General features: G+C 41.9%; 21 protein-coding genes. 11 read left to right on the top strand and 10 right to left on the bottom strand.

Features of this window, described 5'->3' with window-relative positions; all coding sequences use genetic code 11:
* Nucleotides 1-67 precede the first annotated feature (67 nt).
* Both ACL6C3_RS21320 and ACL6C3_RS21315 read left to right on the top strand, forming a co-directional pair.
* Nucleotides 68-823 carry a hypothetical protein gene (locus tag ACL6C3_RS21320; RefSeq protein ID WP_413161051.1) on the top strand — a complete coding sequence of 252 codons (756 nt, stop codon included), beginning with the start codon at nucleotides 68-70 and terminating at the stop codon, nucleotides 821-823.
* A 313-nt stretch (nucleotides 824-1,136) separates the two neighbouring features.
* Nucleotides 1,137-2,327, top strand: coding sequence for a hypothetical protein (locus tag ACL6C3_RS21315; RefSeq protein WP_413161050.1), 1,191 nt, complete (start codon nucleotides 1,137-1,139; stop codon nucleotides 2,325-2,327).
* 171 nt (nucleotides 2,328-2,498) lie between these two features.
* Here ACL6C3_RS21315 and queC read toward each other — a convergent pair whose 3' ends face one another.
* Complete coding sequence (gene queC, locus ACL6C3_RS21310; RefSeq protein ID WP_413161049.1) at nucleotides 2,499-3,185, bottom strand: 7-cyano-7-deazaguanine synthase QueC; 687 nt, start codon at nucleotides 3,183-3,185, stop codon at nucleotides 2,499-2,501.
* 214 nt (nucleotides 3,186-3,399) lie between these two features.
* Between queC and ACL6C3_RS21305 the strand changes: the two genes are divergently transcribed.
* Nucleotides 3,400-3,921: a DUF4149 domain-containing protein gene (locus ACL6C3_RS21305; RefSeq protein ID WP_413161048.1), complete on the top strand. Its 522-nt coding sequence runs from the start codon at nucleotides 3,400-3,402 to the stop codon at nucleotides 3,919-3,921.
* A gap of 105 nt (nucleotides 3,922-4,026) precedes the next feature.
* Here the strand turns inward: ACL6C3_RS21305 and ACL6C3_RS21300 are convergent, their stop codons facing one another.
* The 4 genes from ACL6C3_RS21300 to ACL6C3_RS21285 form a co-directional block, all read right to left on the bottom strand.
* Entirely contained in the window at nucleotides 4,027-4,314 is a 288-nt protein-coding gene (locus ACL6C3_RS21300) for a TMEM165/GDT1 family protein (protein ID WP_413161047.1), read from the bottom strand.
* A gap of 40 nt (nucleotides 4,315-4,354) precedes the next feature.
* Nucleotides 4,355-4,786 (bottom strand): TMEM165/GDT1 family protein, encoded by a 432-nt coding sequence (locus tag ACL6C3_RS21295; RefSeq protein ID WP_413161046.1) that lies wholly within the window; start codon nucleotides 4,784-4,786, stop codon nucleotides 4,355-4,357.
* Nucleotides 4,787-4,869: 83 nt separating this feature from the next.
* Complete coding sequence (locus ACL6C3_RS21290; protein WP_413161045.1) at nucleotides 4,870-5,247, bottom strand: YkgJ family cysteine cluster protein; 378 nt, start codon at nucleotides 5,245-5,247, stop codon at nucleotides 4,870-4,872.
* 35 nt (nucleotides 5,248-5,282) lie between these two features.
* Nucleotides 5,283-6,716, bottom strand: a complete 1,434-nt coding sequence (locus ACL6C3_RS21285) for a Ycf66 family protein (protein WP_413161044.1) — start codon at nucleotides 6,714-6,716, stop codon at nucleotides 5,283-5,285.
* Nucleotides 6,717-7,040: 324 nt separating this feature from the next.
* On the opposite strand from ACL6C3_RS21285, the gene ACL6C3_RS21280 reads away from it, so the two are divergent.
* The 5 genes from ACL6C3_RS21280 to ACL6C3_RS21260 all read left to right on the top strand — a co-directional run bounded on the left by ACL6C3_RS21280 (nucleotide 7,041) and on the right by ACL6C3_RS21260 (nucleotide 13,219).
* Complete coding sequence (locus tag ACL6C3_RS21280; protein ID WP_413161043.1) at nucleotides 7,041-7,202, top strand: hypothetical protein; 162 nt, start codon at nucleotides 7,041-7,043, stop codon at nucleotides 7,200-7,202.
* A gap of 210 nt (nucleotides 7,203-7,412) precedes the next feature.
* Nucleotides 7,413-8,243, top strand: a complete 831-nt coding sequence (locus tag ACL6C3_RS21275; RefSeq protein ID WP_413161042.1) for an EAL domain-containing protein — start codon at nucleotides 7,413-7,415, stop codon at nucleotides 8,241-8,243.
* A 164-nt stretch (nucleotides 8,244-8,407) separates the two neighbouring features.
* Complete coding sequence (locus tag ACL6C3_RS21270; RefSeq protein ID WP_413161041.1) at nucleotides 8,408-9,256, top strand: M48 family metallopeptidase; 849 nt, start codon at nucleotides 8,408-8,410, stop codon at nucleotides 9,254-9,256.
* Nucleotides 9,257-9,409: 153 nt separating this feature from the next.
* Entirely contained in the window at nucleotides 9,410-10,543 is a 1,134-nt protein-coding gene (locus ACL6C3_RS21265; protein ID WP_413161040.1) for a response regulator, read from the top strand.
* 18 nt (nucleotides 10,544-10,561) lie between these two features.
* Nucleotides 10,562-13,219, top strand: coding sequence for a PAS domain S-box protein (locus tag ACL6C3_RS21260; RefSeq protein WP_413161039.1), 2,658 nt, complete (start codon nucleotides 10,562-10,564; stop codon nucleotides 13,217-13,219).
* Nucleotides 13,220-13,396: 177 nt separating this feature from the next.
* On the opposite strand, the gene ACL6C3_RS21255 is transcribed toward ACL6C3_RS21260, so the two are convergent.
* The 5 genes from ACL6C3_RS21255 to ACL6C3_RS21235 form a co-directional block, all read right to left on the bottom strand.
* A complete protein-coding gene (locus ACL6C3_RS21255; protein WP_413161038.1) occupies nucleotides 13,397-13,852 on the bottom strand; it encodes a GNAT family N-acetyltransferase in 456 nt (151 codons plus the stop codon).
* A gap of 19 nt (nucleotides 13,853-13,871) precedes the next feature.
* Nucleotides 13,872-15,986, bottom strand: a complete 2,115-nt coding sequence (locus tag ACL6C3_RS21250) for a protein kinase domain-containing protein (RefSeq protein WP_413161037.1) — start codon at nucleotides 15,984-15,986, stop codon at nucleotides 13,872-13,874.
* Nucleotides 15,987-16,247: 261 nt separating this feature from the next.
* Nucleotides 16,248-17,162, bottom strand: coding sequence for a WD40 repeat domain-containing protein (locus tag ACL6C3_RS21245; RefSeq protein WP_413161036.1), 915 nt, complete (start codon nucleotides 17,160-17,162; stop codon nucleotides 16,248-16,250).
* The gene (locus ACL6C3_RS21240) at nucleotides 17,162-17,455 is read right to left on the bottom strand and encodes a DUF3593 domain-containing protein (RefSeq protein WP_413161035.1); all 294 of its coding nucleotides are present in this window, start codon (nucleotides 17,453-17,455) and stop codon (nucleotides 17,162-17,164) included. The genes ACL6C3_RS21245 and ACL6C3_RS21240 overlap by 1 nt, the downstream gene beginning before the upstream one ends.
* Before the next feature lie 14 nt (nucleotides 17,456-17,469).
* Nucleotides 17,470-17,775, bottom strand: coding sequence for a DUF2499 domain-containing protein (locus tag ACL6C3_RS21235; RefSeq protein WP_413161034.1), 306 nt, complete (start codon nucleotides 17,773-17,775; stop codon nucleotides 17,470-17,472).
* A 174-nt stretch (nucleotides 17,776-17,949) separates the two neighbouring features.
* Between ACL6C3_RS21235 and csaB the strand changes: the two genes are divergently transcribed.
* The 3 genes from csaB (at nucleotide 17,950) to trmB (ending at nucleotide 20,128) form a co-directional block, all read left to right on the top strand.
* Complete coding sequence (gene csaB / locus ACL6C3_RS21230; protein ID WP_413161033.1) at nucleotides 17,950-18,990, top strand: polysaccharide pyruvyl transferase CsaB; 1,041 nt, start codon at nucleotides 17,950-17,952, stop codon at nucleotides 18,988-18,990.
* A 72-nt stretch (nucleotides 18,991-19,062) separates the two neighbouring features.
* Nucleotides 19,063-19,383, top strand: a complete 321-nt coding sequence (locus tag ACL6C3_RS21225; RefSeq protein WP_413161032.1) for a four helix bundle protein — start codon at nucleotides 19,063-19,065, stop codon at nucleotides 19,381-19,383.
* 112 nt (nucleotides 19,384-19,495) lie between these two features.
* The gene (trmB, locus tag ACL6C3_RS21220; RefSeq protein ID WP_413161031.1) at nucleotides 19,496-20,128 is read left to right on the top strand and encodes a tRNA (guanosine(46)-N7)-methyltransferase TrmB; all 633 of its coding nucleotides are present in this window, start codon (nucleotides 19,496-19,498) and stop codon (nucleotides 20,126-20,128) included.

Below are 20,128 nucleotides of genomic sequence, written 5' to 3'. Positions count from 1 at the left end.
TTGATGGGAAAAATGAGACTAAATCCAATTGCTATAATTTGACAATACAAGATCGCAAAAGTTTGTTATGACTCTTACATGGCGAGTCCTGCTTAACGATGAAAAACAACCGAACGGGGTTCTTGATGATGAAGCTCAACGTGCGTTAATTGTTGCGAATGCACTCTCGCGGCATGGGCCAACCTACGGAAAGACTAAGCTACTAGAAGCAGAATGGCTATGTCAAAATCTTTGTTACCGAAGTTTCATCGTTAGTCTAGACCGTGAAATCACTTGTTTGTTCCGTCCAACACCTCCATTATCCAAACAGGAAATCTGGGTTGTTGATGCACCGCATCGGTTCTCCTCAGCAGTGTTCTCGCAGCCAGAGTTTGATGTTTATAAACGTTGGATGCCTGACTTTCTTGAACAGCTATTTGGTTCGATGGTAGAAAAAACAATTCATTATCTCTACATAGATGATGGAAAGTCGTTAGAAACTGCACCTATTTCCCTGAGAGTTGCCGTAAGAACTGCTTTGAGCTTGCATGGTCGTGTGTGGAGGGAGTCGGAACCCTTGGACTCTTGGATAGACCTGACGGATGTGCATCGTATCGACCATCCTGGCGATATTATTTGTAAACTTTATGTTGTTCCTGGATGTCAGCTTTATGATATCAATCTCCCGGTTGGTAATGGGAACTCGTCTCACTATTTAATGGAAGTTATGCCGGAACTTGAGGCTGGGCTTCATGCAGTACACATTGTTGGTCATGGATGGGATGGAGACTTCTATGAATTTGGTCCTATTCCCAATGGTGAGTCCTCCTTCTATTTCCTATGATGATAAAGAGAATAAACTCAGCGTTACACCGTCCACAAATTACCAAAGCGATCGCATTTTAGCCAAGTTAAGGATAGCAAGTCTATTAATTTTGGCAAATGTTGGGTTATGCTAGTCATCAAAGTTTAGGAGGAAGATTAAACGGATCACACAAAGGAGTTACAATTCACTTGTAACCCATTCAGACCTATTATTAATGCGTTGAGTTCTCGGTCCGGGGCGGGTTTAACTCAATCTCGGAGTGGTCCTCAAAATCAATGCGGAACCCGCCCCTACATGACGCTGATTGATTAGTCGGATCTCATATTACATCATGCCTGAAGACTTTTTTACTGATGTTAGCCTATCTCAAGAAAAAGCATTATCCTACTCGTTGCCAAACCTTCTGATTGAATGTAGCGGTCAACTGATTCAGTTTGCCTATAATAATCAAACCCAAAAATATGAGTCCCAAACTACAGTTGATTTAGAAGAAACTCCTTCTCATGGAAGGTTTAGCAAGCTTATAGCCTTGTCCGATTCAATTATTTTAGCGAAAAATATTGACAGCAGGCTCAATCAAGAGCAAACCCATCAATCTGAATCAAAAGTTATAAAAATATCACAATCTCTAGCCAAACTTAAAGTTTATGAATGTTCTCCTATTGCAGCAATGGCTGTCGATAGAAATCATATTTTTATCTGCACTGAAGGAAAGCTGGTTGCTTTGAACTCAGACTTAGAATGTTTGGGAAAAGTGAATTTAAACCTTGAAAGTGAACGACGGGGAACGAATAAAAATGCCCATGCTATTTTGATTGATCGATCAATTGCTTATTTGCTCGATAATATCATTGAACCTACTTATATTCTTCGAGTTGATATCTCTAATCCTAGTCATCTACAAATTCTGGCTACCTTTGATATTCATGGAATTAACCATCATCTCACAGGACAATGGATCAATCCGGATTTGAATCAGTGGTGTATTCTTCAATCTTATGGAAGTCAGGCGGGTTCGGGAGAAAATATTATCATTCTTCCTCTTAATTTAGATACGGGTTCTGTAGACCTTAGAAAATCACAGTTTCCCTTTCAAAGGAGCTACTTGAACGAAAGATCGATTTTAGGTTATCAATCAATTCGTTATGCTTCGTTTGATTATTCAGAGGAGTGGGGATTTAATTTAATAGCTGTAACGTCTTTACCTCCTATTTGGGGTTTGATTTATGAGAAACGAAAACGGCTTTATTTGGCTGAAATTCAAACTGATAATCATCAAATTAACTTTCAAAATAAACTTGACTTGGGGGAATTGAAAGATTACTATCACCTGAAGGCGAGGATAATGCCAATTGACCAACTGTTATTCTTGGTGGTTCAAGAATATACAAATCAACGTTCGTTTACGAGGTTGCTGGTTATTGATATAGCTAAAAAACCATCGATTATTCTGAACCAAAATTTAGAGGTGCAGAATTTGTATAACTCAACGATGTCAGATTTACTACTCCCGCAGAACTAATCACAGATTTAGATTGAGTATAATTGTGCGAGAAACCGATTTGATTTTAGTTCCTAGCACTATTTAATGATTGTGATGTAGGGGCGGGTTCTGCCCATATCTTGACGACCACTCCGAGATAGAGTTAAACCCGCCCCGCAATCACCAGAACAGGCATTAATCAACTGGATATCACAGAACCCCGTCAGCGTAGGGAATGGGATCGGTTAATCCTAGTTGTTGAAACGCGGCCAACCGCAGTTTACAGGAATCACAAACGCCACAGGCTTTTTCTTCTCCCGCGTAACAAGACCAGGTTTTTTCCCAAGGAACTCCTAATTTATTTCCGAGTTGAATTATTTCTGTTTTTTTGAGATGAATTAATGGAGAATAGATCGAGATTGGATTTCCTTCTCGGCCTTGTTTGGTTCCCAGTGTAAACACCTCTTGCATGGCGGCGATGTAGTCGGGACGACAATCAGGATAACCGGAATAATCCAAAGCATTGACTCCAATATACACTCGACTGGCGTTAACAGCTTCGGCGTAGCCCAAAGCAAAGCTTAAAAAAATGGTATTGCGGGCGGGAACGTAGGTAATGGGGATATTTTCGCCCATTTGATCGAGTGAGCGATCGCGAGGTAAGTCGATTTTACCATCGGTTAAGGCCGATCCGCCCCACAAACTCAAGTCAAATTTTACCACCTGATGTTGGACGACGCCGGCACTTTCGGCGATGTGTTGGGCGGACAGAAGTTCCCGTTGATGGCGTTGTTGATAGTCGAAGGAAATGGCGTAACACTGGCAGCCATCGGCTTTGGCCTGATAGAGAACGGTTGAGGAATCCAATCCCCCCGATAGTAATATAACAGCTTTCACGATTTTAGGTTTTTGTTGTTATTGTCCTTATTTTCGCTTTTCTGCCCGTGATTTTAACAAAAATTAATCTAGTTGACGGAAGACAACGTAGTTAAATTTTGACGAATCTTTTTTACGGATTGCCGTACAAATTGAAAGATTACTTCATATTTTTTGGGGGGAATGTTCGTTAAAATACAAATAAGACACAATAGCAGTGTTGAGGTATTATCTCATGGCAGCATTATCTAAAGTCGAATACAATCCTTCCCGTTGGTTAACGGTGATTTTGGTGACTCTCGCCCTGTGGTTGGGGGGAAGCTTAATGTTAGATTTCGTCATTATGCCGAGTATGTATATGACCGGCATGATGAATGAATCCGAGTTTGTTTCAGCCGGTGCGATGATTTTTTCTGCTTTTAATCGGGTGGAAGTTGTTTGTGCCGCAGTCGGATTAACGGGCTTGATGGCGTTAGGAATTACGTTACCGGAAGGGTTTAGCAATCGCATTCGCACGTTAAGCGTTTTGGCGGTGGGTTTGTTGGCGATCGCGTTAACTTACACCTATGCTTTAACGCCTCAAATGGCTTCGTTGGGGCTGAATCTAAACCTGTTTAATCCGGTTGTAGAAGTTCCCACCGGAATGAATCAACTCCATTTCAGTTATTGGAGTTTAGAACTGATTAAATTAACGGTTGTGGGTGTAGTTTTAGGTTGGTGTATTCGGGCGACTCGTAGCGAAGCAGTCAATCAATAATTTTTGAGTATTCTATTCGGTTTGAAGTAATTAACAATGTTAACTTATTTCAGATATCTTCTTTAAAAAAGGGGGAAAAGATTAAACGTCTTCCCCCTTTTTCACTTATTCTTCGTTTTCTTCAGATTTCGGCCACAATAACCGCACGCCCATAATCGCAAATCCGACAGCCGCAGAAATTTTAATCCAACGAGTCGGTAAAACTTCTGCGATCCCCTGTCCGACTAAAACGCCAATTAAACTCGCTAAAACTAACGCCAAAGCCGTCCCAAAGAAAATCGCCCGGGGTGATTTACTGGTCCCACTCAACGCGATCGCCGCCACTTGACTTTTATCTCCCAACTCCGAGAGAAACACGGCGATAAAACTCAATCCCAACAGTTGTAAATCCATCTTTTAAAGTGTTGATTTTTGGTGTAAAATTGCGGTATAATTATTGAAACGTTTCCCAAAATAGCAAACAGGAAATCACTAACAACGTGATTCCGGCAGCCCGTTCTAGGGTTTTGGGTTCAATCCGATTCGACAACCACCGCCCCACTAAAACCCCGAGTAAACTGGTGAGAACGAGGGCGCTTCCCGCACCGGCAAAAACCACCCAAGGTTTGTGAGATTCAGCCGTCATTAACAGCGTTGTCAGTTGGGTTTTATCGCCAATTTCTGCTAAAAAAATCGTGATAAAGGTCGAAACAAAAATCGCCCAAGAATTTTTAGGTTTGCGGGGTTGAGTCGGTTGGGAATTGGGCGACTCCTGAGGTTGAGATTTTGCTTCTGTTGTTTCATCGGTGGGGAGTTCAGGAGAACTCTCTTGGGAAAAATTTGAGGGTTGGTTAGACGACGGGAGTAACTCAGAAGATGGTGTCACAGTAATTTTATCAAAAAATAGTCTATTCTACTGATACAATCATAATATTTTCATATTTCCCCAGAAGATGCAAGTCTGTCGGTTCAATAGGTGAGATTTTCCGCTTCCTCATCAAAACCAACCTGATCATTAAAGTGCTTCATTTCCGGGGAGTCATCCCCATAAACGCTTTCAATTTGTTGGTGACAACAATCAATCGCAAAATCATTTAACTCCTCGGATTCTATCCCAAACATCTCCTCAAATACATCCGGTTGAACCCGACAGAAGCGGGGACGGTTGGGGTAGATACTACAGTCTCGGTTTTCGGCGTTGTAGTGAATGCACCATCCATCTTCCCCGACTAAACTCAAATACAATTCTAAGTCTTCCGAGTCGAGATATTCATCTAATTCTGGACGTTCTGAGGGTTCGAGATAACAGCACGCTCCACAGTTTTTAACACATTGCCAAGTTGCCATAAGGATCGATAAAAATGTTGGGGAATTCTAGAGGTTTATTGGTCGGAATCCGTTGAGGATTTGGGTTTTTTAGACGCTTGTTTTAACTTTTCATCGGGTGGATTTGGACGTTTGAGAGCGGGATTTTCCTCAGCGGGAGGGGGTTCAATTTCCCCGGTAGTTTCTGCTTGCGAGGCTTTTTCTTCAACGGGTTCCAAGACAATTTCTTCGGATGATTCTTCGGAAATTGCGGTTGAGTTTTCCTCTTTTTCTGAGTAAGCAGATGCCATTTTTTCAAAGGGACTCGCTGAAGGAATATCCGGTTCTACGGTAACGGTAATTTCTTGGACTTCGCCTTCTGATGGTGTTTCTAAGATCGCAGAAGGATCAATTTCTGTTAGATCTATTGTCTCGGTTTCCGCTACGGGTTCGGGTTCGGCTTGTTCGGTTTTGGGGGTGACGTCTTCTTGAGCGACAACGGTTTCTAGGGTTGGTGTTTCTGCGGTTTTGGGTTCGACTTCGGGGGATTCGGTTTGCGTTTTGGGAATGACGTCTTCTTGAGCAACAACGGTTTCTAGGGTTGGTGTTTCTTCGGTTTTGGGTTGGTTTTCTACGGGGGTTTCTACGGAGGTTTCTGCCGGGGTTTCTACTGGTGAAATGGTGGGTTCTGCTTGATTTTTCCGCCGATTAAATAAACCCGCAATTGTCCGAAAAACTCGGGATAATCGTTTGGGTTTGGGTGCGGCTTTTGCTGTAACTTGGGGTTGAGCCGGGGGTTCTGTTTTTGCCTCTATTACTTCATCGAATTTGTCTTCAAATTCGAGGTTTTCTGTTGCTGAAATGGGTTCGGGTTCGGGTTGTTTCGCGACGGGTTGCGGTTCCCAGGCCATTTCGGTTTCAGATGTCGAAACGGTTTCGGTATTTGGCGGAATTTCTGCGATCGGTTCGGGAGGTTCTGCGGGAATTTCTGCGGGAATTTCTGCGGGAATTTCTGCGGGAATTTCTTCGGCGGAAATCGGCACTTCGGCTTCGGTTTCCTGTTGGGTTTCGACGGTTTCGGGTGCGGGTTCAACAGCCACAGACTCGGCCGGAGGTTGCACGGCGACCGGGGGAGTGGTATCTTGATTGATATCGTTTATTGTCGGGCTTGCTGTGACCTGAGGTGGCGTTGCTTGAACGGCCAGTAAACTGCTGACTTGTTGTTGCAGTTTGGCGGGAACCGGGGTTTTCCCGAATTCGGGAGTCACGACACGCCGCAAATACAGGGTTTGAAGCGCAAACCAACCCAGCAAGGCGACGCTGGCCATTTGACCCAGGAGGACGGCTCCGGTGATGCGTCCGGCACAGACCCACAAAATCAGCGCATAAAAGAATCCTACACCACTCCAGAAGAAGTCATTTTTGCGATGAACTTCTGGAAAAAAGAAAGCGGCCATGTAAACGGCGAAGCTCCCAAAACCCACAGCGATCGCCAGGATATGTGCCAGCATTGTATCCTCCAGCCTATCAACAAATCTCTACTGAATATTTTACAGGGCGGAGGTCGCTCCCGTGAGCTTTTGATTAAAATAATTTTGTTTTTTTAACAACTATTTCGGTTTTCTACAACAGAAATTCACTGGAAATTGTCCCTTTTGTTGGCTCGCAAGTCAAGTCAATCGGCAATCGGTGTGACCCCTATCACAAGCAATGGGTTAATGAGGTCATCCTAAATATTGTCTTAAATCACATAGAATTTTTTAGATTTTTCATACTATTTTAGTGTACACCAAAGTTCGGTGCAGCAGAGAAAAATTTTTGGGGAGGAGTTGATTATGTTTGAAAAGCTACTGCTGGCGGCAATCATCACACTCTGTCTTTATTTCAATGCGAAGATTGAGTGGTCTAATCCGATTAATCTGTTACAATTGCGAGTACAAGCGCCTCAAGTTGAACTGTTGAGAATGGTGATGTTTCAAAATCTAAACGTCCGCTAAACGGTTCAATTTTGACAATTTTGAGGGTGGAAATCCTTGCAATTCTCGCTTCAGTGCAGATCTTAACCTATCTGCATGATTTTTTGATGTTTGTTTAAAAAGCCTTCTTAAGAAAATTCTCATTTAACGTTCATAGCTAGCTTACAGTCCGGGGTTAATCTGGGAGATAGAGACAACCAAAAATGATTCTTATTCACAGGAGTTGAAGAAATGGTTTCGATCACCCGGAAAAAAACACGGACTTCCCCTCGAACCCGAACTTATCAAAATGTTCATTTTTTAAGTGATTGGCAATGGGTTAAGCAAATTAAGCAAGCGTTAGCAGAAAATCGTTTTTGTTTATATCTGCAAGAACTGACGCCGCTGGCCACCTTAGATGATCGCCAATATTCTCAAGTTTTACTTCGCTTAAAAACCGAGAATAATCAACTGATTTTACCCGCTTATTTTATGATGATTGCCGAACGTTATCATCTCAGTTATCAAATCGAACGGTGGGTAATTAACCGTTTATTGGAACAGTTAGCTCAAGTTCCCCCTGACATTTTAGAGAACCATCGTTTTTCAATCAACTTATCCGCTTCTCACTTAAAAGATGAAGGCTTATTTGAGTCGATTCACGCTCAGGTGAGCGAGTTTGAGCTATCTCCCGACATCATTTGCTTTGAAATTACCGAAGGGGTAGCTCTGCAAAATTTAAGGCTAGCTTCCGATGTGATTACTGATTTACAAACTCGGGGTTATTGCTGTGCTTTAGATAATTGTGGCGGCAATATGTCCTCTTTTAACTATCTCAAATATCTGCCCGTAGATTATTTAAAAATTTCCGAGCGCTTTGTCAAAAATATCGGTGAAGATATTACAGAAAAAGCCATTGTAGAACTGATCAATTATCTGGGTCAGAGTATGGGATTGCAGGTGATCGCCAAAGGGGTTGAAAATGAAGAAATTTTGAATGAGGTGAAAGCGTTAGGTTTGGATTATGCTCAGGGTTATTATCTCTCTAAACCTCAACCGATGAACTTAAATCGATTCGTCTAAAAACGGGAATGTAGCCAATTAATGGGAACTTCAAACGGGGATAACACACCAATCCACATCTGAGCGAGTCGAGATTTTTATCCGTCTCGTTCACCCCTTCTAAATCAAATATTTTTTAGATTTTATTAATTCCAATATTAAAGTTTAAGATTCAAGGATTAATTATGTCTAAACTTTTATTATTCAAGCCCAGATGGTTTCATCGTCGCTGGTTTTATCCTTTACTCTCGGTTTGTACGGCGTTAACATTTTGGATGAGTTCACTTCCGGCTGTCCAAGCGATTCCGATTGAAAAATTGATTTTTCATGGGGTGAGAATTCTTCAGCTTTCTACGATTTCAGATCGCCAAGAAGTTGCACTGGGAAAACAGATTAATGATCGGATGGTCGGTCGGGAGTTTAAATTATATCCCAGTCCGGCTTTAACTCAGTATATTGATTTAATTGGTCAGCGATTAGTTAAAGTTAGTGAACGTCCTGATATTCCTTATACGTTTCAAGTCGTTGATGATGATAAAGTTAATGCGTTTGCGACAATGGGCGGTTTTGTATATATTCATAAAGGGTTAATTTTAGCCGCCGATAATGAAGCAGAATTAGCGAGTGTTATTGCTCACGAAATATCTCATATTGTCGGAGAACATTCTCTCAAACAAATGCGGCAAATTGCAATTGCTCAAGGGTTGGCTTCTGCTGCCGGATTAGATAATAATGTTGCGGTACAAATTGGGGTAGAATTGGCATTAAGACGCCCAAAAAGTCGAGAGGCGGAGTATGAAGCAGATCGCTTAGGAATTATCACTTTAGGACGGGCCGGATATGCTCAAAAAGCCGCTTTAGATTTTATGGAAAAATTGCTCGGAAGTGGTTCTCCCCCGACAATTTTAAGCACCCATCCGGCGACTTCAGATCGAATTTATATGTTGCAACAATACCTCGATCCCCGTCTGGCTGAAAGAGGAGTGGGAATGAATAGTGCTGCTTATCAGGAGGTGGTACGACGTCTGATGTAATCGGCAAAATTCTGAGGAGGATCTGAAAAATTTCTTAATATAGAAAAATTGGCTAAAGTCGTCTGCTGTCCGTTACAATAGATTAGATTCATAAACGACTCTTGGCAGGAAAATAGAGGGGTTTTGAGTCGAACCCGAACATCAGATCATCCTATGAACAGCCATTTTTTCAGCGAACAGAAGGGCAATATTTTAATTGTTGACGATCTACCGGATAACTTGCGTTTGTTGTCGGAGACGTTAACTGAACGGGGCTATGAAGTGCAATGTGCAATTAATGGAAAGCTGGCATTAATGGCGGTTCAAAATGCGCCCCCCGATTTGATTTTACTCGATATTAAAATGCCGGGATTAGATGGCTATGAAGTGTGTACCGAACTCAAGTCCCAAGCAAGTACAGCCAAAATTCCGGTAATTTTTCTCAGCGCTTTAGATGATGTTTTTGATAAAGTTAAAGCGTTTAATGTCGGCGGAGTCGATTATATTACTAAACCCTTTCAAGTTGAAGAAGTGTTGGCGAGAGTGGAAAATCAGTTAACCATTTGTCGGCTACAGCAACAACTCCACAGCCAAAATTTTAAGCTGCATAAACTCAATCAAGATTTAGCCCATTCCAACCAAGAACTCGAACAATTTGCCTATATTGTTTCCCACGATTTACAACAACCCCTACAAACCATTACCGGTTTTGCCGAATTAGTTCTCTCTTTAAAATCCGAGATTAATTTGGAAGAAGAAGCCGACGAATATGTGCTTCCGATTTTAGAAGAAGGAATTCGGATGCAGGAGTTGATCAAAAATTTATTAGAATATAGTCGGGTCGGAACCAAACGTCGGGAACTGCAACCGATTGATTGTAATCTTATTTTAGCAGAAACTCGAAAACAACTCCATCATTGTATTGAAGAAACTCAGGCGATTATCACCCATCAAACCTTACCAACGGTAAAAGCGGATCGAATTCAACTCGGACAATTGTTTCAAAATTTGATTGGGAATGGAATTAAATATTGTCGTCCCGGTGTAATTCCTCAAGTGACGATTTCTGTGGAAGAAAAACCCGGAGAATGGCTGTTTGCGATTCAAGATAACGGGATTGGAATCAAACCGGATTACTTCGATAAAATTTTTCAAATCTTTCAACGTTTACATACGGTTCAAGAGTACCCAGGTACGGGAATTGGGTTGGCAATTTGTAAGAAAATTGTTGAACGTCACGGGGGACGGATCTGGCTTGAATCTGAGTTTGGCGTCGGAACAACGTTTTACTTTACTATTCCTTTCTAAGTTGATTTAAAACTGACTATGAACCCCAAAAATTCAACCATTCAAACCCTCACCGAAAAGCTAGAACAAACAGAAACCGCCCTTTTAGAAAGTGAAAACCACTTTCGAGATTTGTTTCATTTAGCCCCCATTGGGATGGCGGAAGTTTCACTAGACGGACAATTTTTAGAAGTTAATACCTCTTTTTGTGAGTTCATTGGGTACACGCGAAAAGAACTGATGCGTCGGGGATTTAATCAGATAACCCATCCCCACGATCGCGATTTAAGTATGGATTATTTTTATCGATTAATTCGGGGAGAATTTAAGCAATATAAGCTTGAAAAACGTTATCGCCACAAAGAAGGACATTGGGTTTATGGAATTCTGCACTGCTATCTCCGACTGGATAAAAATGGAAATCCGCTTTCGGTGATTACCCAAGTTCAAGATATTACTGAATATAAAAAAATTGAAGCCGATCTCAAACAACAGAAAGAATATTTACGTTTGGTTTTAGATAACATTCCCCAACAAGTCTTTTGGAAAGATACCAATTTAGTCTTTAAAGGATGCAACAAAAAATGGGCCGAATCCGCCCAGTTAGAAAGTTCAGAATTTGTAATCGGTAAAACAGACTACGACCTGTTTAAAGATGCAAAAATTGCCGAATTTTATCGCAGTCAAGACCGCCGAGTTATGGCTTCCAAAGAACCCGAATTAAATGTGATTGCACCCAAACAAAAACTCACCGCAGACGGTAGACAAATTTGGTTAGATATCAGTCGGGTGCCGATGCTGGATGCTGACGGATATGTGATTGGAATTATTGGGGTTTTGGAGGATATTACCGAAAAAAAAGAGATTGATGAAAAGCTGCGACTGACTCAATTTTCCATTGATAAATCGATGGATTATGTACTGTTGACAGATATCAACGCCCGCTTTTTTTATACCAATGAAGCCGCCACAACAACCCTCGGATATTCTCGGGATGAATTCCTACAAATGCAAGTCAAGGATATCGATCCCAATGCCTGTGAAAATCATTGGCCGATTTCTTGGGAAAATTTAAGACAACAGGGTTCTTTTACGTTTGAATCTACTCATAAAACCAAGATGGGGGAAAATATTAGCGTTGAAATTACGTTAAGTTATTTAGAGTACAATAATAAAGAGTATGGTTGTGCTGTGGTGCGAGATATTAGCGAACGAAAACAGACTGAAATCGCCCTACAACAAGCCAAAGAAGCCGCAGAAGCCGCCAACCATTCTAAAAGTGAATTTTTAGCCCGAATGAGTCACGAACTCCGCACGCCGTTAAATGCAATTCTGGGCTTTACTCAACTAATGAACCGGGATTTAAAACGTAAAAAATCCGTTTTACTGGCTGAACATCAAGACCATTTAGACATCATTAGTCGCAGCGGCGAACATTTATTAAATCTGATTAATGATGTGTTAGAAATGTCGAAAATAGAGGCGGGTCGAATTACTCTGAATTCTACTCCGTTTGACTTGCTGAAACTGCTGCAATGTCTCCGAGATATGTTGGAGTTGAAAGCCAAATCAAAAGGATTAGAATTGATATTTGAGATTGATTCCGATGTTCCTCAATCGATAGAAACCGATGAAAGTAAACTGCGTCAAGTCTTAATTAACTTGCTCGGAAATGCGATTAAATTCACCGAACAAGGTTGTATTATTTTACGGGTTAAAAAGGGTAAAACTTTAAAAAATCACAGGCTAATTTTTGAAGTGGAAGATACGGGAACGGGTATTTCTCCAGAAGAACTTCAATATGTTTTTGAACCCTTTATCCAAACCGAAACGGGACGAAAATCCCAACAGGGTACGGGTTTGGGTTTATCCATCAGCAAAAAGTTTATCAACCTGATGGGCGGAGAAATTACCGTTAGCAGTCAATACGGTCAGGGAACTTGTTTTAAATTTAAGATTAATTTTGAACCCGCCAACGCTGCTAAAATCCCCTCAAAAACTCTCAAAAAACAGGTGATTGGACTGGCGGAAAACCAACCGACTTATCGAATTTTGGTGGTTGATGATAACTGGACAAATCGCCAATTGGTGGTAAAATTATTGAAGCCGCTCGGATTTGAACTTCAAGAAGCAGAAAATGGTCAGGATGCCATAGAAAAATGGGAAAAATGGCAACCGCATCTGATTTTTATGGATATGCGAATGCCGGTGATGGATGGCTACGAAGCGACTCAATACATTAAACAACATTTGCAGGGTCAGGCGACGGTTATTATTGCTTTAACGGCGAGTGTTTTTCAACAAGATAGAACCGTTATTTTATCAGCCGGGTGTGATGATTTTGTTCGCAAACCTTTTCGAGTCGAAATGTTGTTTGAAAAAATCGCCAAACATTTGGGGGTGAAGTTTTTGTATGATGAAAATTCTCCCATTAATGAATGTGGAAATCCCCAAATTCCTCAAAAAACGGAAATCACCGACCCCTCTCAACTGACGCCGGAAGTGTTGGCGGTTATGCCTGAAAGTTGGATCAAAGAGTTACATCAAGCCGCCAGCAAACTCAATAGTAAGTTGGTGGGTGAAGTCATCGATCAAATTCCCGAAAATCACGGTTCTTTGGCTAAAATGTTAACTCAATTAGCCAATGATTTTCGATATGATGTTATCATAGAATTCACTTCAAACGCTCAAAAATAATCTCATATGATATCCGTTTGATTAATAATTTTGTTATGGGTGGGGCGGGTTTATCTCAATTTTTGAGTAGTCGTTAAAGATCTTATAGAACCCGCCCCTACAGAATAATTCTTGATTAGTCGGAGATGAGATCAAATTCCATAGAACAAGGTTTTGATATGGCGATTTTTTTCGTTGTTAAATTCTCGAATAAATTTCATCCCTATTTTTTCGGCTACTCGGCGAGATGCGGGATGATTTTCGGGGCATATTGATGTGTAGACTTTCTAATTTTAAAACGGTTAACGCATAATCTTTGAGGGCTGTCGCGACTTCGGTTGCATATCCTTTTCCCCAATAGGGATAATGGATAATATAACCCAAATCGTTAACAAGTTCATCGGCAACGTTTGACTTTAAAATTCCCGCATCTCCGATGATTTCTGCTGTGGGTTTGAGTTGGATTAAATAACGACCAAATCCGTTTATTTTATAACTTTCTAAGCTGCGTTTTATCCAGGCTTCCACTTGAGATAGAGTGAACGGTTGCGGCCAATAACTCATGGTTTTCGGGTCGGATAAAATACCGAGAATGTTATCTAAATCATCGGGTTGATATTCTCGAAGAATTAAACGCTCGGTTTGGAGTTGCATTGTTTTTTGATGTGATTTTTTAGATGAATTGCTGAACTAATATATCGCCATTTTCGCCACCGGTAACTAAAGTTTGGCTATCGGGAGTAAAGACAACGGGAGGATAAGCCCTGAGGGTTTTTAATAACCGTCCGAGAGGATGGCGATCGCTAATATCCCACAGTTTAACGATACCATCTTGGCTCGCACTTGCCAAGAGTTGACCGTCGGGACTAATCGCAATTGAGACAATTTGATCGTCGTGTCCTTTGAGTGTATTTAGCGTTTCTCCGGTGTAAAAGTTCCATAATTTTATCGTGCGATCGCCACTTCCGCTAACTAATATTTTGCGATCGCGACTAAAGGCTAAACTATAAACCGCATCCGAATGTCCCTCTAAAGTGTGGAGACTTTTTAAATTACCAAATTGCCAAATTTTAATCAATCCATCCGTCCCGCTACTGGCGAATAAACTATTTTGAGGATGTGCGTCAGAATTCGTCATTAAAGAGATTAAATCCGGTTCGGGTTGGGTAAAAGTCACACATAAAACCTCGCCAAAATGTTCGCACAAACGATAGAGTAACTCCCCATTTCTTTGATTCCAAATTTTTAAACTTCTATCTTCGCTTCCACTGGCAATAATCCGACCGTCGGGACTATAAGCAACCGAATAAACCGCCCCGCAACGATGACTGTAGGGTGAACCGGAATGACTGAAAAACCGATCCGCCATTGTGCGATTTTTCAAATTCCAAGCTAATATAGTTCGATCCAAACTTCCACTCACTAACCGATGACCGTTGGGATGAATTGCAATGGTATTAACGGTATCTCGGTGGGCTAAAAATCGATGCAAAAGTTGTCCGGTTTTCAAGTTCCAAAGTCGGATGCTAGAATCTTCGCTTCCGCTAATTAAAATATAACCTTTGGGACCGATCGCAATGGCTTTAACGGGTGCGGAATGACCTTGTAAACGGTTTATATTTTTTACAATTTTTTCGGGAGTTTCGGGAGAATATTTTTCTAAGGGTTTTCCCGATTTTAAGGAGACGATAGAATGGGTTTGGGCGGGGGCGTTGGGAAGAAATTTTATCGATTGACTGGCGATTAAACTTGAAAAACAGGGATGATGTTCGGCGGTGGATTTTAACGCCAATTCGATCCAGTTTTCTTGAAAATTTACGGCTTGTTTTTCGGCTTCGATTTCGCTATTAACAATAATTTCTAAGGCGGTTTCTTCTTGACAGCATCGGGAGTAAATTCGGCTGGATTCTGTAAGTTTTTGTAAGACTTCTTGGGCGGATTGATAGCGGTTTTGGACTAAATCTTGAAGCAGTTTGTCGAGGATTTGACCGAGGTGATCGCCGATGGTTTTTCCGGTTTTGAGCAAATGCGATCGCCAAATTAATTCCCCGGTAAAACAGTCAAAAAGTTGATTGGGAGGAACTTGGGTTAACAGATGAATACAGGTGACGCCCAAGCTGTAAAGATCGCTGGCGGGATAGGCTTTTCCGCCCCGAATTTGTTCGAGGGGTGCGTAGCCGACGGTTCCGGTAAGGGTCCCGGTTTGGGGTTGAAAAATATTCTGGTTTTGTTTGGCTATGCCAAAATCAACTAAGACGAATTTCCCGTCTTTTTGACGTCTAATAATATTTTCGGGTTTGAGATCCCGGTGAATGATATTATGGTTGTGCAGAAAGGTTAAAATCGGGAGAATATCGATTAAAAGTTCTTGAATTTTGGCTTCGGTAAAAGGCCCCCGTTCGGATAATTCTTCGGCTAAATTTTGTCCGGGGATGTATTCTTCGACCAAATATAAACAGCCTTCTTGTTCAAAGGAAGCCAACAGAGAAGGAATGCGATCGTGTTCTCCCAATTCTTGCAACCGCATCGCTTCTTGATGAAATAATTCGATCGCTTTTTCGAGTCGAATGGTTTTGTGTCCGTGAGATGAAAACTGTTTGATAATACAGGGCGTTTTTTGGTTTCCCTCATCAACGCCTAAGAAAGTTCGACTCATTCCTCCTATGCCGATTTCTTGCCAAGCCCGATAACGTTTTTGCAGCAGCAAAGTTGAACCGCAGGTTTGACAAGTATCGATTTCTTGACCATTATCTGGTTTTTGGCAATCGGGATTAAAGCAGTAGCTCATAAGCGCAGCATGAGCAGTCTATCACTCAATTTCTGTCTTCTAGTATGAAGGCTGTTGAGTGCAATCGATAAAAATCTTAAGGATTATTTAGCGTTCTTTTGAGTTTCTCAGACACAAAAATCAACCCAGTTTAATAGTATATAGCAGTTCTCGCGGCTTGTGAGGTACAAAACTTTATGGTTTAGGCAACAGGCACTTCATAAAATAGGTAATAGATCAGATGACAAATATGTACCTCAAATGGTATAATTTAGTAAAAATCTAATGAGAATTCAGAATCTCATCCAAATTCCAGAGTTTAATGCTTTTATCCTCACTCCCACTGACCAAGGTTTTACCATCGGGACTGAAGGTAACGGTATTGACGGCGCCGGTATGTCCCGACAGCAAATTGAGTAAATCTCCCGTGTTTAAGTCGCGCAATTTAATCAAACTGTCGTAACCGCCACTGGCGAGAATATGACCGTTCGGACTAATTTTAACCGAATTTACCGCATAGGAATGACCGGAGAGGGTTCGTAATAGTTTTGAGGTGCGAATTTGCCAAATTCTAATGGTTTCGTCTTTCCCACCGCTAACGAGGGTTTCGCCATCGGGACTCATGGTTAACGTCAACACTCCCCCCGTATGTCCTTCGAGGATGCCAATTAATTCTTCATTTTGCAATTTCCACAGCCGAATGCTATTATCAGCACCATCGCTGGCGAGGATATCCCCTTTGGGAGAGATACAAAAGGTTTTCACCGAACCCGCGTGACCGGTTAACGTCCCTTTCAACTCTCCGGTTTCCACATCCCACAACCGCACGGTTTGACTGTAACTGCTGCTATGGCTGATAATGGTTTTACCGTTGGGAACAATTGCCACAGGCATAAACCCGGAGTCGAGGCGAGAATAACCGGTTATCAAAGTTCGCAGCAGTTTACCGTTTTTCAGACTCCAAATTTTGATGGTTCCATCTCCGCCACCGGTCGCAAAAAATTCACCATCGGGACTGACGGCGACATTTTTCACCCCAAAGGGATGACCTCCCAAAGTGAGCAAACACTCTCCGGCTTTGAAATTCCAAATTTTAATCTTACCATCTTCAGAGGCACTAATCAGAATTTTGCCATCGGGACTGACTGCAACTGATTTGACACCATCGGCGTGACCACTTAAGGTAAGATTGTCCATTATCGAGGGGATTGTTTGCTGATAACCGCTTGTCTGAAGCCTAACACAATCAGAATATTTGATAGGGTCAAGAAAACTTCTGCACCGCCATGTAACCAATCAATATTCGCCAAAGCCTCGTGATAGACCATTTTGGCATAGATTCCAGCCGGGATCGTTACCCCAACAAATACTAAGGTGCCATAAAATCCGATTAATGCCAAGCGGGGTGTCTGTCCGCAACGAGTCAGAAACCAGAGAAACCCCAAGTAGGGAAACAGAGAAACGGCAAAGAGGGTGTCTTTTGATAACATTTTGTTAGATATTGTTACTCTTTTACGGATCGCAGACTTCGCCAGATGTACCAAGCCGCAATACATAGGGTAACATTTCCCAAGACCGTCATCGCCGCTTGCAGGGTGACGAGCCACTCAAAGGAAGGGGGATTATCAAAATAATGCCACGTACAGGCACACATGGCGCTGACGAGGGCGGGTAACATCGCAAGCGAAAGTCCCCACCAAGCTTGATTCCGAGTCACTTCTCCGTACCTCCAAATAAACCAAATTGCCGCCATCCATTCGATAACGCTGGAAACATGAATGATCCAAGTGGGAATTGAAAGTGCGTGCATAATAGAATTTTACCTGAGTTTCCAACCGATTTACTGCGCTATCAAGGCTTCCTTTATGGTAGTCTAACATCTAATTCTCAACTGCTGGTTTTTTTCGTTTTACCCCGATACGTTAACCGGTTTTTTGTTGAGAATTAAGTTCTGGTCTAAAATCTCGCACTCATCAATTTCAATATGGAAAAGGTCGTTTGTTGTGGGTACTACGGTAAAGGAAATGGAGGAGATGAAGCACTTCTCGCCTCGCTTTTACAGATGTTACCTCGCTCGGTTGAACCGCTTGTGCTTTCGGGAAACCCCGCCGAAACTGAAAGCCGTTATCAGGTGGCGAGTTATAATCGCATGAATGCAATGGAAGTTTTAAAGGTTCTGCGGGGGGCCGATGCGTTCATCTGGGGCGGTGGCAGTTTAATTCAAGATGTCACCAGTTCCATTAGCCCTTTTTATTATGGCGGATTAATGGGTTTGGCGCAACAAATGGGCTTAAAAACCATTGCTTGGTCGCAAGGAATCGGCCCTTTACGACGTCCGATCACCCGCAAGTTGGCTCAACGTTGCTTTTCTAATTGTACCACGATTAGTGTTCGCGATCGCGCTTCGGCTCAGTTATTATCGGATTGGCAAATTCCCTTTACTTTGGCGCCCGATCCGGTTTGGGCGTTGGACTCTAAACCTGTTCCCGGTTTGTGGGATTTACCCGCTCCCCGTGTGGCTTTAACGTTGCGCCCTCATAAACAATTAACTCCCGAACGTTTGAGCGTTTTAACTCAAGCTTTGGTTTCTTTTCAAAAAGCAACTCGCGCTTTTATTTTACTACTTCCTTTTCAACCGAGTCAAGATTTAGCGATCGCCCAATTATTTCACCGGGCTATTCCGAATCACAGTCAAATTCTCACCTTAGAAGATCCCCGTCAACTCAAGGGTGTATTTCGGGGCGTGGAAATGGTTATCGGAATGCGATTTCATAGTTTAATTATGGCTGCAACAGAAGAATGTCGATGTTTTGCGCTGAGTTACGATCCGAAAGTTTCCCAGTTAATGGAAGAATTAGATTTTCCCGGTTGGGAACTTTCTCAACTTCCTTTAGATGCGAACCTGATCAGTAAAACTTGGCTAGAATGTTATGCTAATGGGGATGCGCTCTCAACGGGTAAAATAGAATTTCTAATCGAGCGAGCGCAAATTCATCAGGATGTTTTGCATTCCGCTTTTTTGTAGGGAACAGGCAAGAGGCAATCTTGCAAGAGGTAAGAGGTAGAAGATAAAATCTAGAAAATAGAGGGATTAAAAATGTCAGAAATCAAAGACTTTCAAGACCTTATCATTTGGCAAAAAGGCATGGAGATTGCTGAAAAGTGTTATTATCTTACTAAATCTTTCCCCAAAGAAGAACTCTATAGTATGGTTCAACAGATTAGAAAATCATCAGCATCCATCCCCGCCAATATTGCGGAAGGTTATGAAAGACGAAGCTCGGGAGATTATGCTAGATTCCTAAATATTGCTCAAGGTTCGATTAACGAACTGAAAACGCATCTTCTCTTATCTCAAAGGGTGGGGCTTTGCGAAGACAAAGATATTGAATCAATCATTTATTTGCTTCAAGAATAAACTCGGATGATTTATACTCTTGTTAACAAACTGAAGTTTTAAAAACTCTTTTCTCTTACTTTCTGCCTTTTGCCTTTCCCCTTTTGCCCTTTTTTATTTGGAGGTATAACCATTGGGAAGAGTTCGAGTTCGTGAACACGTTAACCCTTTAGCGCAAAAATATCAAGTTCCTATCGATCCGCCCGACTGGAATAAAATCTATGCTAAAGTTCACCAACCCTTACATCTCGATCTCGGCTGCGGTCGGGGGCGGTTACTGTGGAATTTAGCGCAAATTGAACCCAGTTGGAATTATCTCGGTTTGGAAATTAGAGAACCGTTAGTCGAGGAAGCGAATCAATGGCGGGATGAACAAGGATTAACGAATTTACATTATCTATTTTGTAATGCCAATAATTCCTTAAAACCCATCCTCGAAACATTACCCGCCGGAATTTTAAAGCGAGTTAGCATTCAATTTCCCGATCCTTGGTTCAAACGACGCCATCAACGCCGCCGCATTGTTCAACCGGAGTTGGTTACAGAAATTGCCGACTATATTATGATGGGCGGTGAGGTGTTTCTTCAGTCGGATGTGAAAGATGTTATCAAACAAATGTCCGATATATTTTCAGAAAATCCCTCCTTTCAACGTTTAACAAAAGATTTCGGTGCGGAAAATCCCCTTCCCCTTCCTTCCGAGCGAGAACGTTCAACTATATCTCGGGGTGAACCGGTTTATCGTGTTTTATTTGAACGGTGTTAA

The organism is Capilliphycus salinus ALCB114379, from assembly GCF_047276495.1.
Taxonomy (GTDB): Bacteria; Cyanobacteriota; Cyanobacteriia; order Cyanobacteriales; family Microcoleaceae; genus Capilliphycus; species Capilliphycus salinus.
Note: the sequence above shows the minus strand (reverse complement) of the source record. Positions and strands in the feature narration are given on the sequence as shown.

Bases quoted from the DNA above. Each gene is read 5' to 3' on its own strand.
- ACL6C3_RS21290 (WP_413161045.1), bottom strand. From the start codon at position 5,247: ATGGCAACTTGGCAATGTGTTAAAAACTGTGGAGCGTGCTGTTATCTC.
- ACL6C3_RS21240 (WP_413161035.1), bottom strand. From the start codon at position 17,455: ATGTTATCAAAAGACACCCTCTTTGCCGTTTCTCTGTTTCCCTACTTG.
- ACL6C3_RS21235 (WP_413161034.1), bottom strand. From the start codon at position 17,775: ATGCACGCACTTTCAATTCCCACTTGGATCATTCATGTTTCCAGCGTT.
- ACL6C3_RS21260 (WP_413161039.1), top strand. From the start codon at position 10,562: ATGAACCCCAAAAATTCAACCATTCAAACCCTCACCGAAAAGCTAGAA.
- ACL6C3_RS21285 (WP_413161044.1), bottom strand. From the start codon at position 6,716: ATGCTGGCACATATCCTGGCGATCGCTGTGGGTTTTGGGAGCTTCGCC.
- ACL6C3_RS21315 (WP_413161050.1), top strand. From the start codon at position 1,137: ATGCCTGAAGACTTTTTTACTGATGTTAGCCTATCTCAAGAAAAAGCA.
- ACL6C3_RS21305 (WP_413161048.1), top strand. From the start codon at position 3,400: ATGGCAGCATTATCTAAAGTCGAATACAATCCTTCCCGTTGGTTAACG.
- ACL6C3_RS21225 (WP_413161032.1), top strand. From the start codon at position 19,063: ATGTCAGAAATCAAAGACTTTCAAGACCTTATCATTTGGCAAAAAGGC.
- ACL6C3_RS21275 (WP_413161042.1), top strand. From the start codon at position 7,413: ATGGTTTCGATCACCCGGAAAAAAACACGGACTTCCCCTCGAACCCGA.
- csaB (WP_413161033.1), top strand. From the start codon at position 17,950: ATGGAAAAGGTCGTTTGTTGTGGGTACTACGGTAAAGGAAATGGAGGA.
- ACL6C3_RS21320 (WP_413161051.1), top strand. From the start codon at position 68: ATGACTCTTACATGGCGAGTCCTGCTTAACGATGAAAAACAACCGAAC.
- ACL6C3_RS21270 (WP_413161041.1), top strand. From the start codon at position 8,408: ATGTCTAAACTTTTATTATTCAAGCCCAGATGGTTTCATCGTCGCTGG.
- ACL6C3_RS21280 (WP_413161043.1), top strand. From the start codon at position 7,041: ATGTTTGAAAAGCTACTGCTGGCGGCAATCATCACACTCTGTCTTTAT.
- ACL6C3_RS21265 (WP_413161040.1), top strand. From the start codon at position 9,410: ATGAACAGCCATTTTTTCAGCGAACAGAAGGGCAATATTTTAATTGTT.
- ACL6C3_RS21245 (WP_413161036.1), bottom strand. From the start codon at position 17,162: ATGGACAATCTTACCTTAAGTGGTCACGCCGATGGTGTCAAATCAGTT.
- ACL6C3_RS21255 (WP_413161038.1), bottom strand. From the start codon at position 13,852: ATGCAACTCCAAACCGAGCGTTTAATTCTTCGAGAATATCAACCCGAT.
- ACL6C3_RS21250 (WP_413161037.1), bottom strand. From the start codon at position 15,986: ATGAGCTACTGCTTTAATCCCGATTGCCAAAAACCAGATAATGGTCAA.
- ACL6C3_RS21300 (WP_413161047.1), bottom strand. From the start codon at position 4,314: ATGGATTTACAACTGTTGGGATTGAGTTTTATCGCCGTGTTTCTCTCG.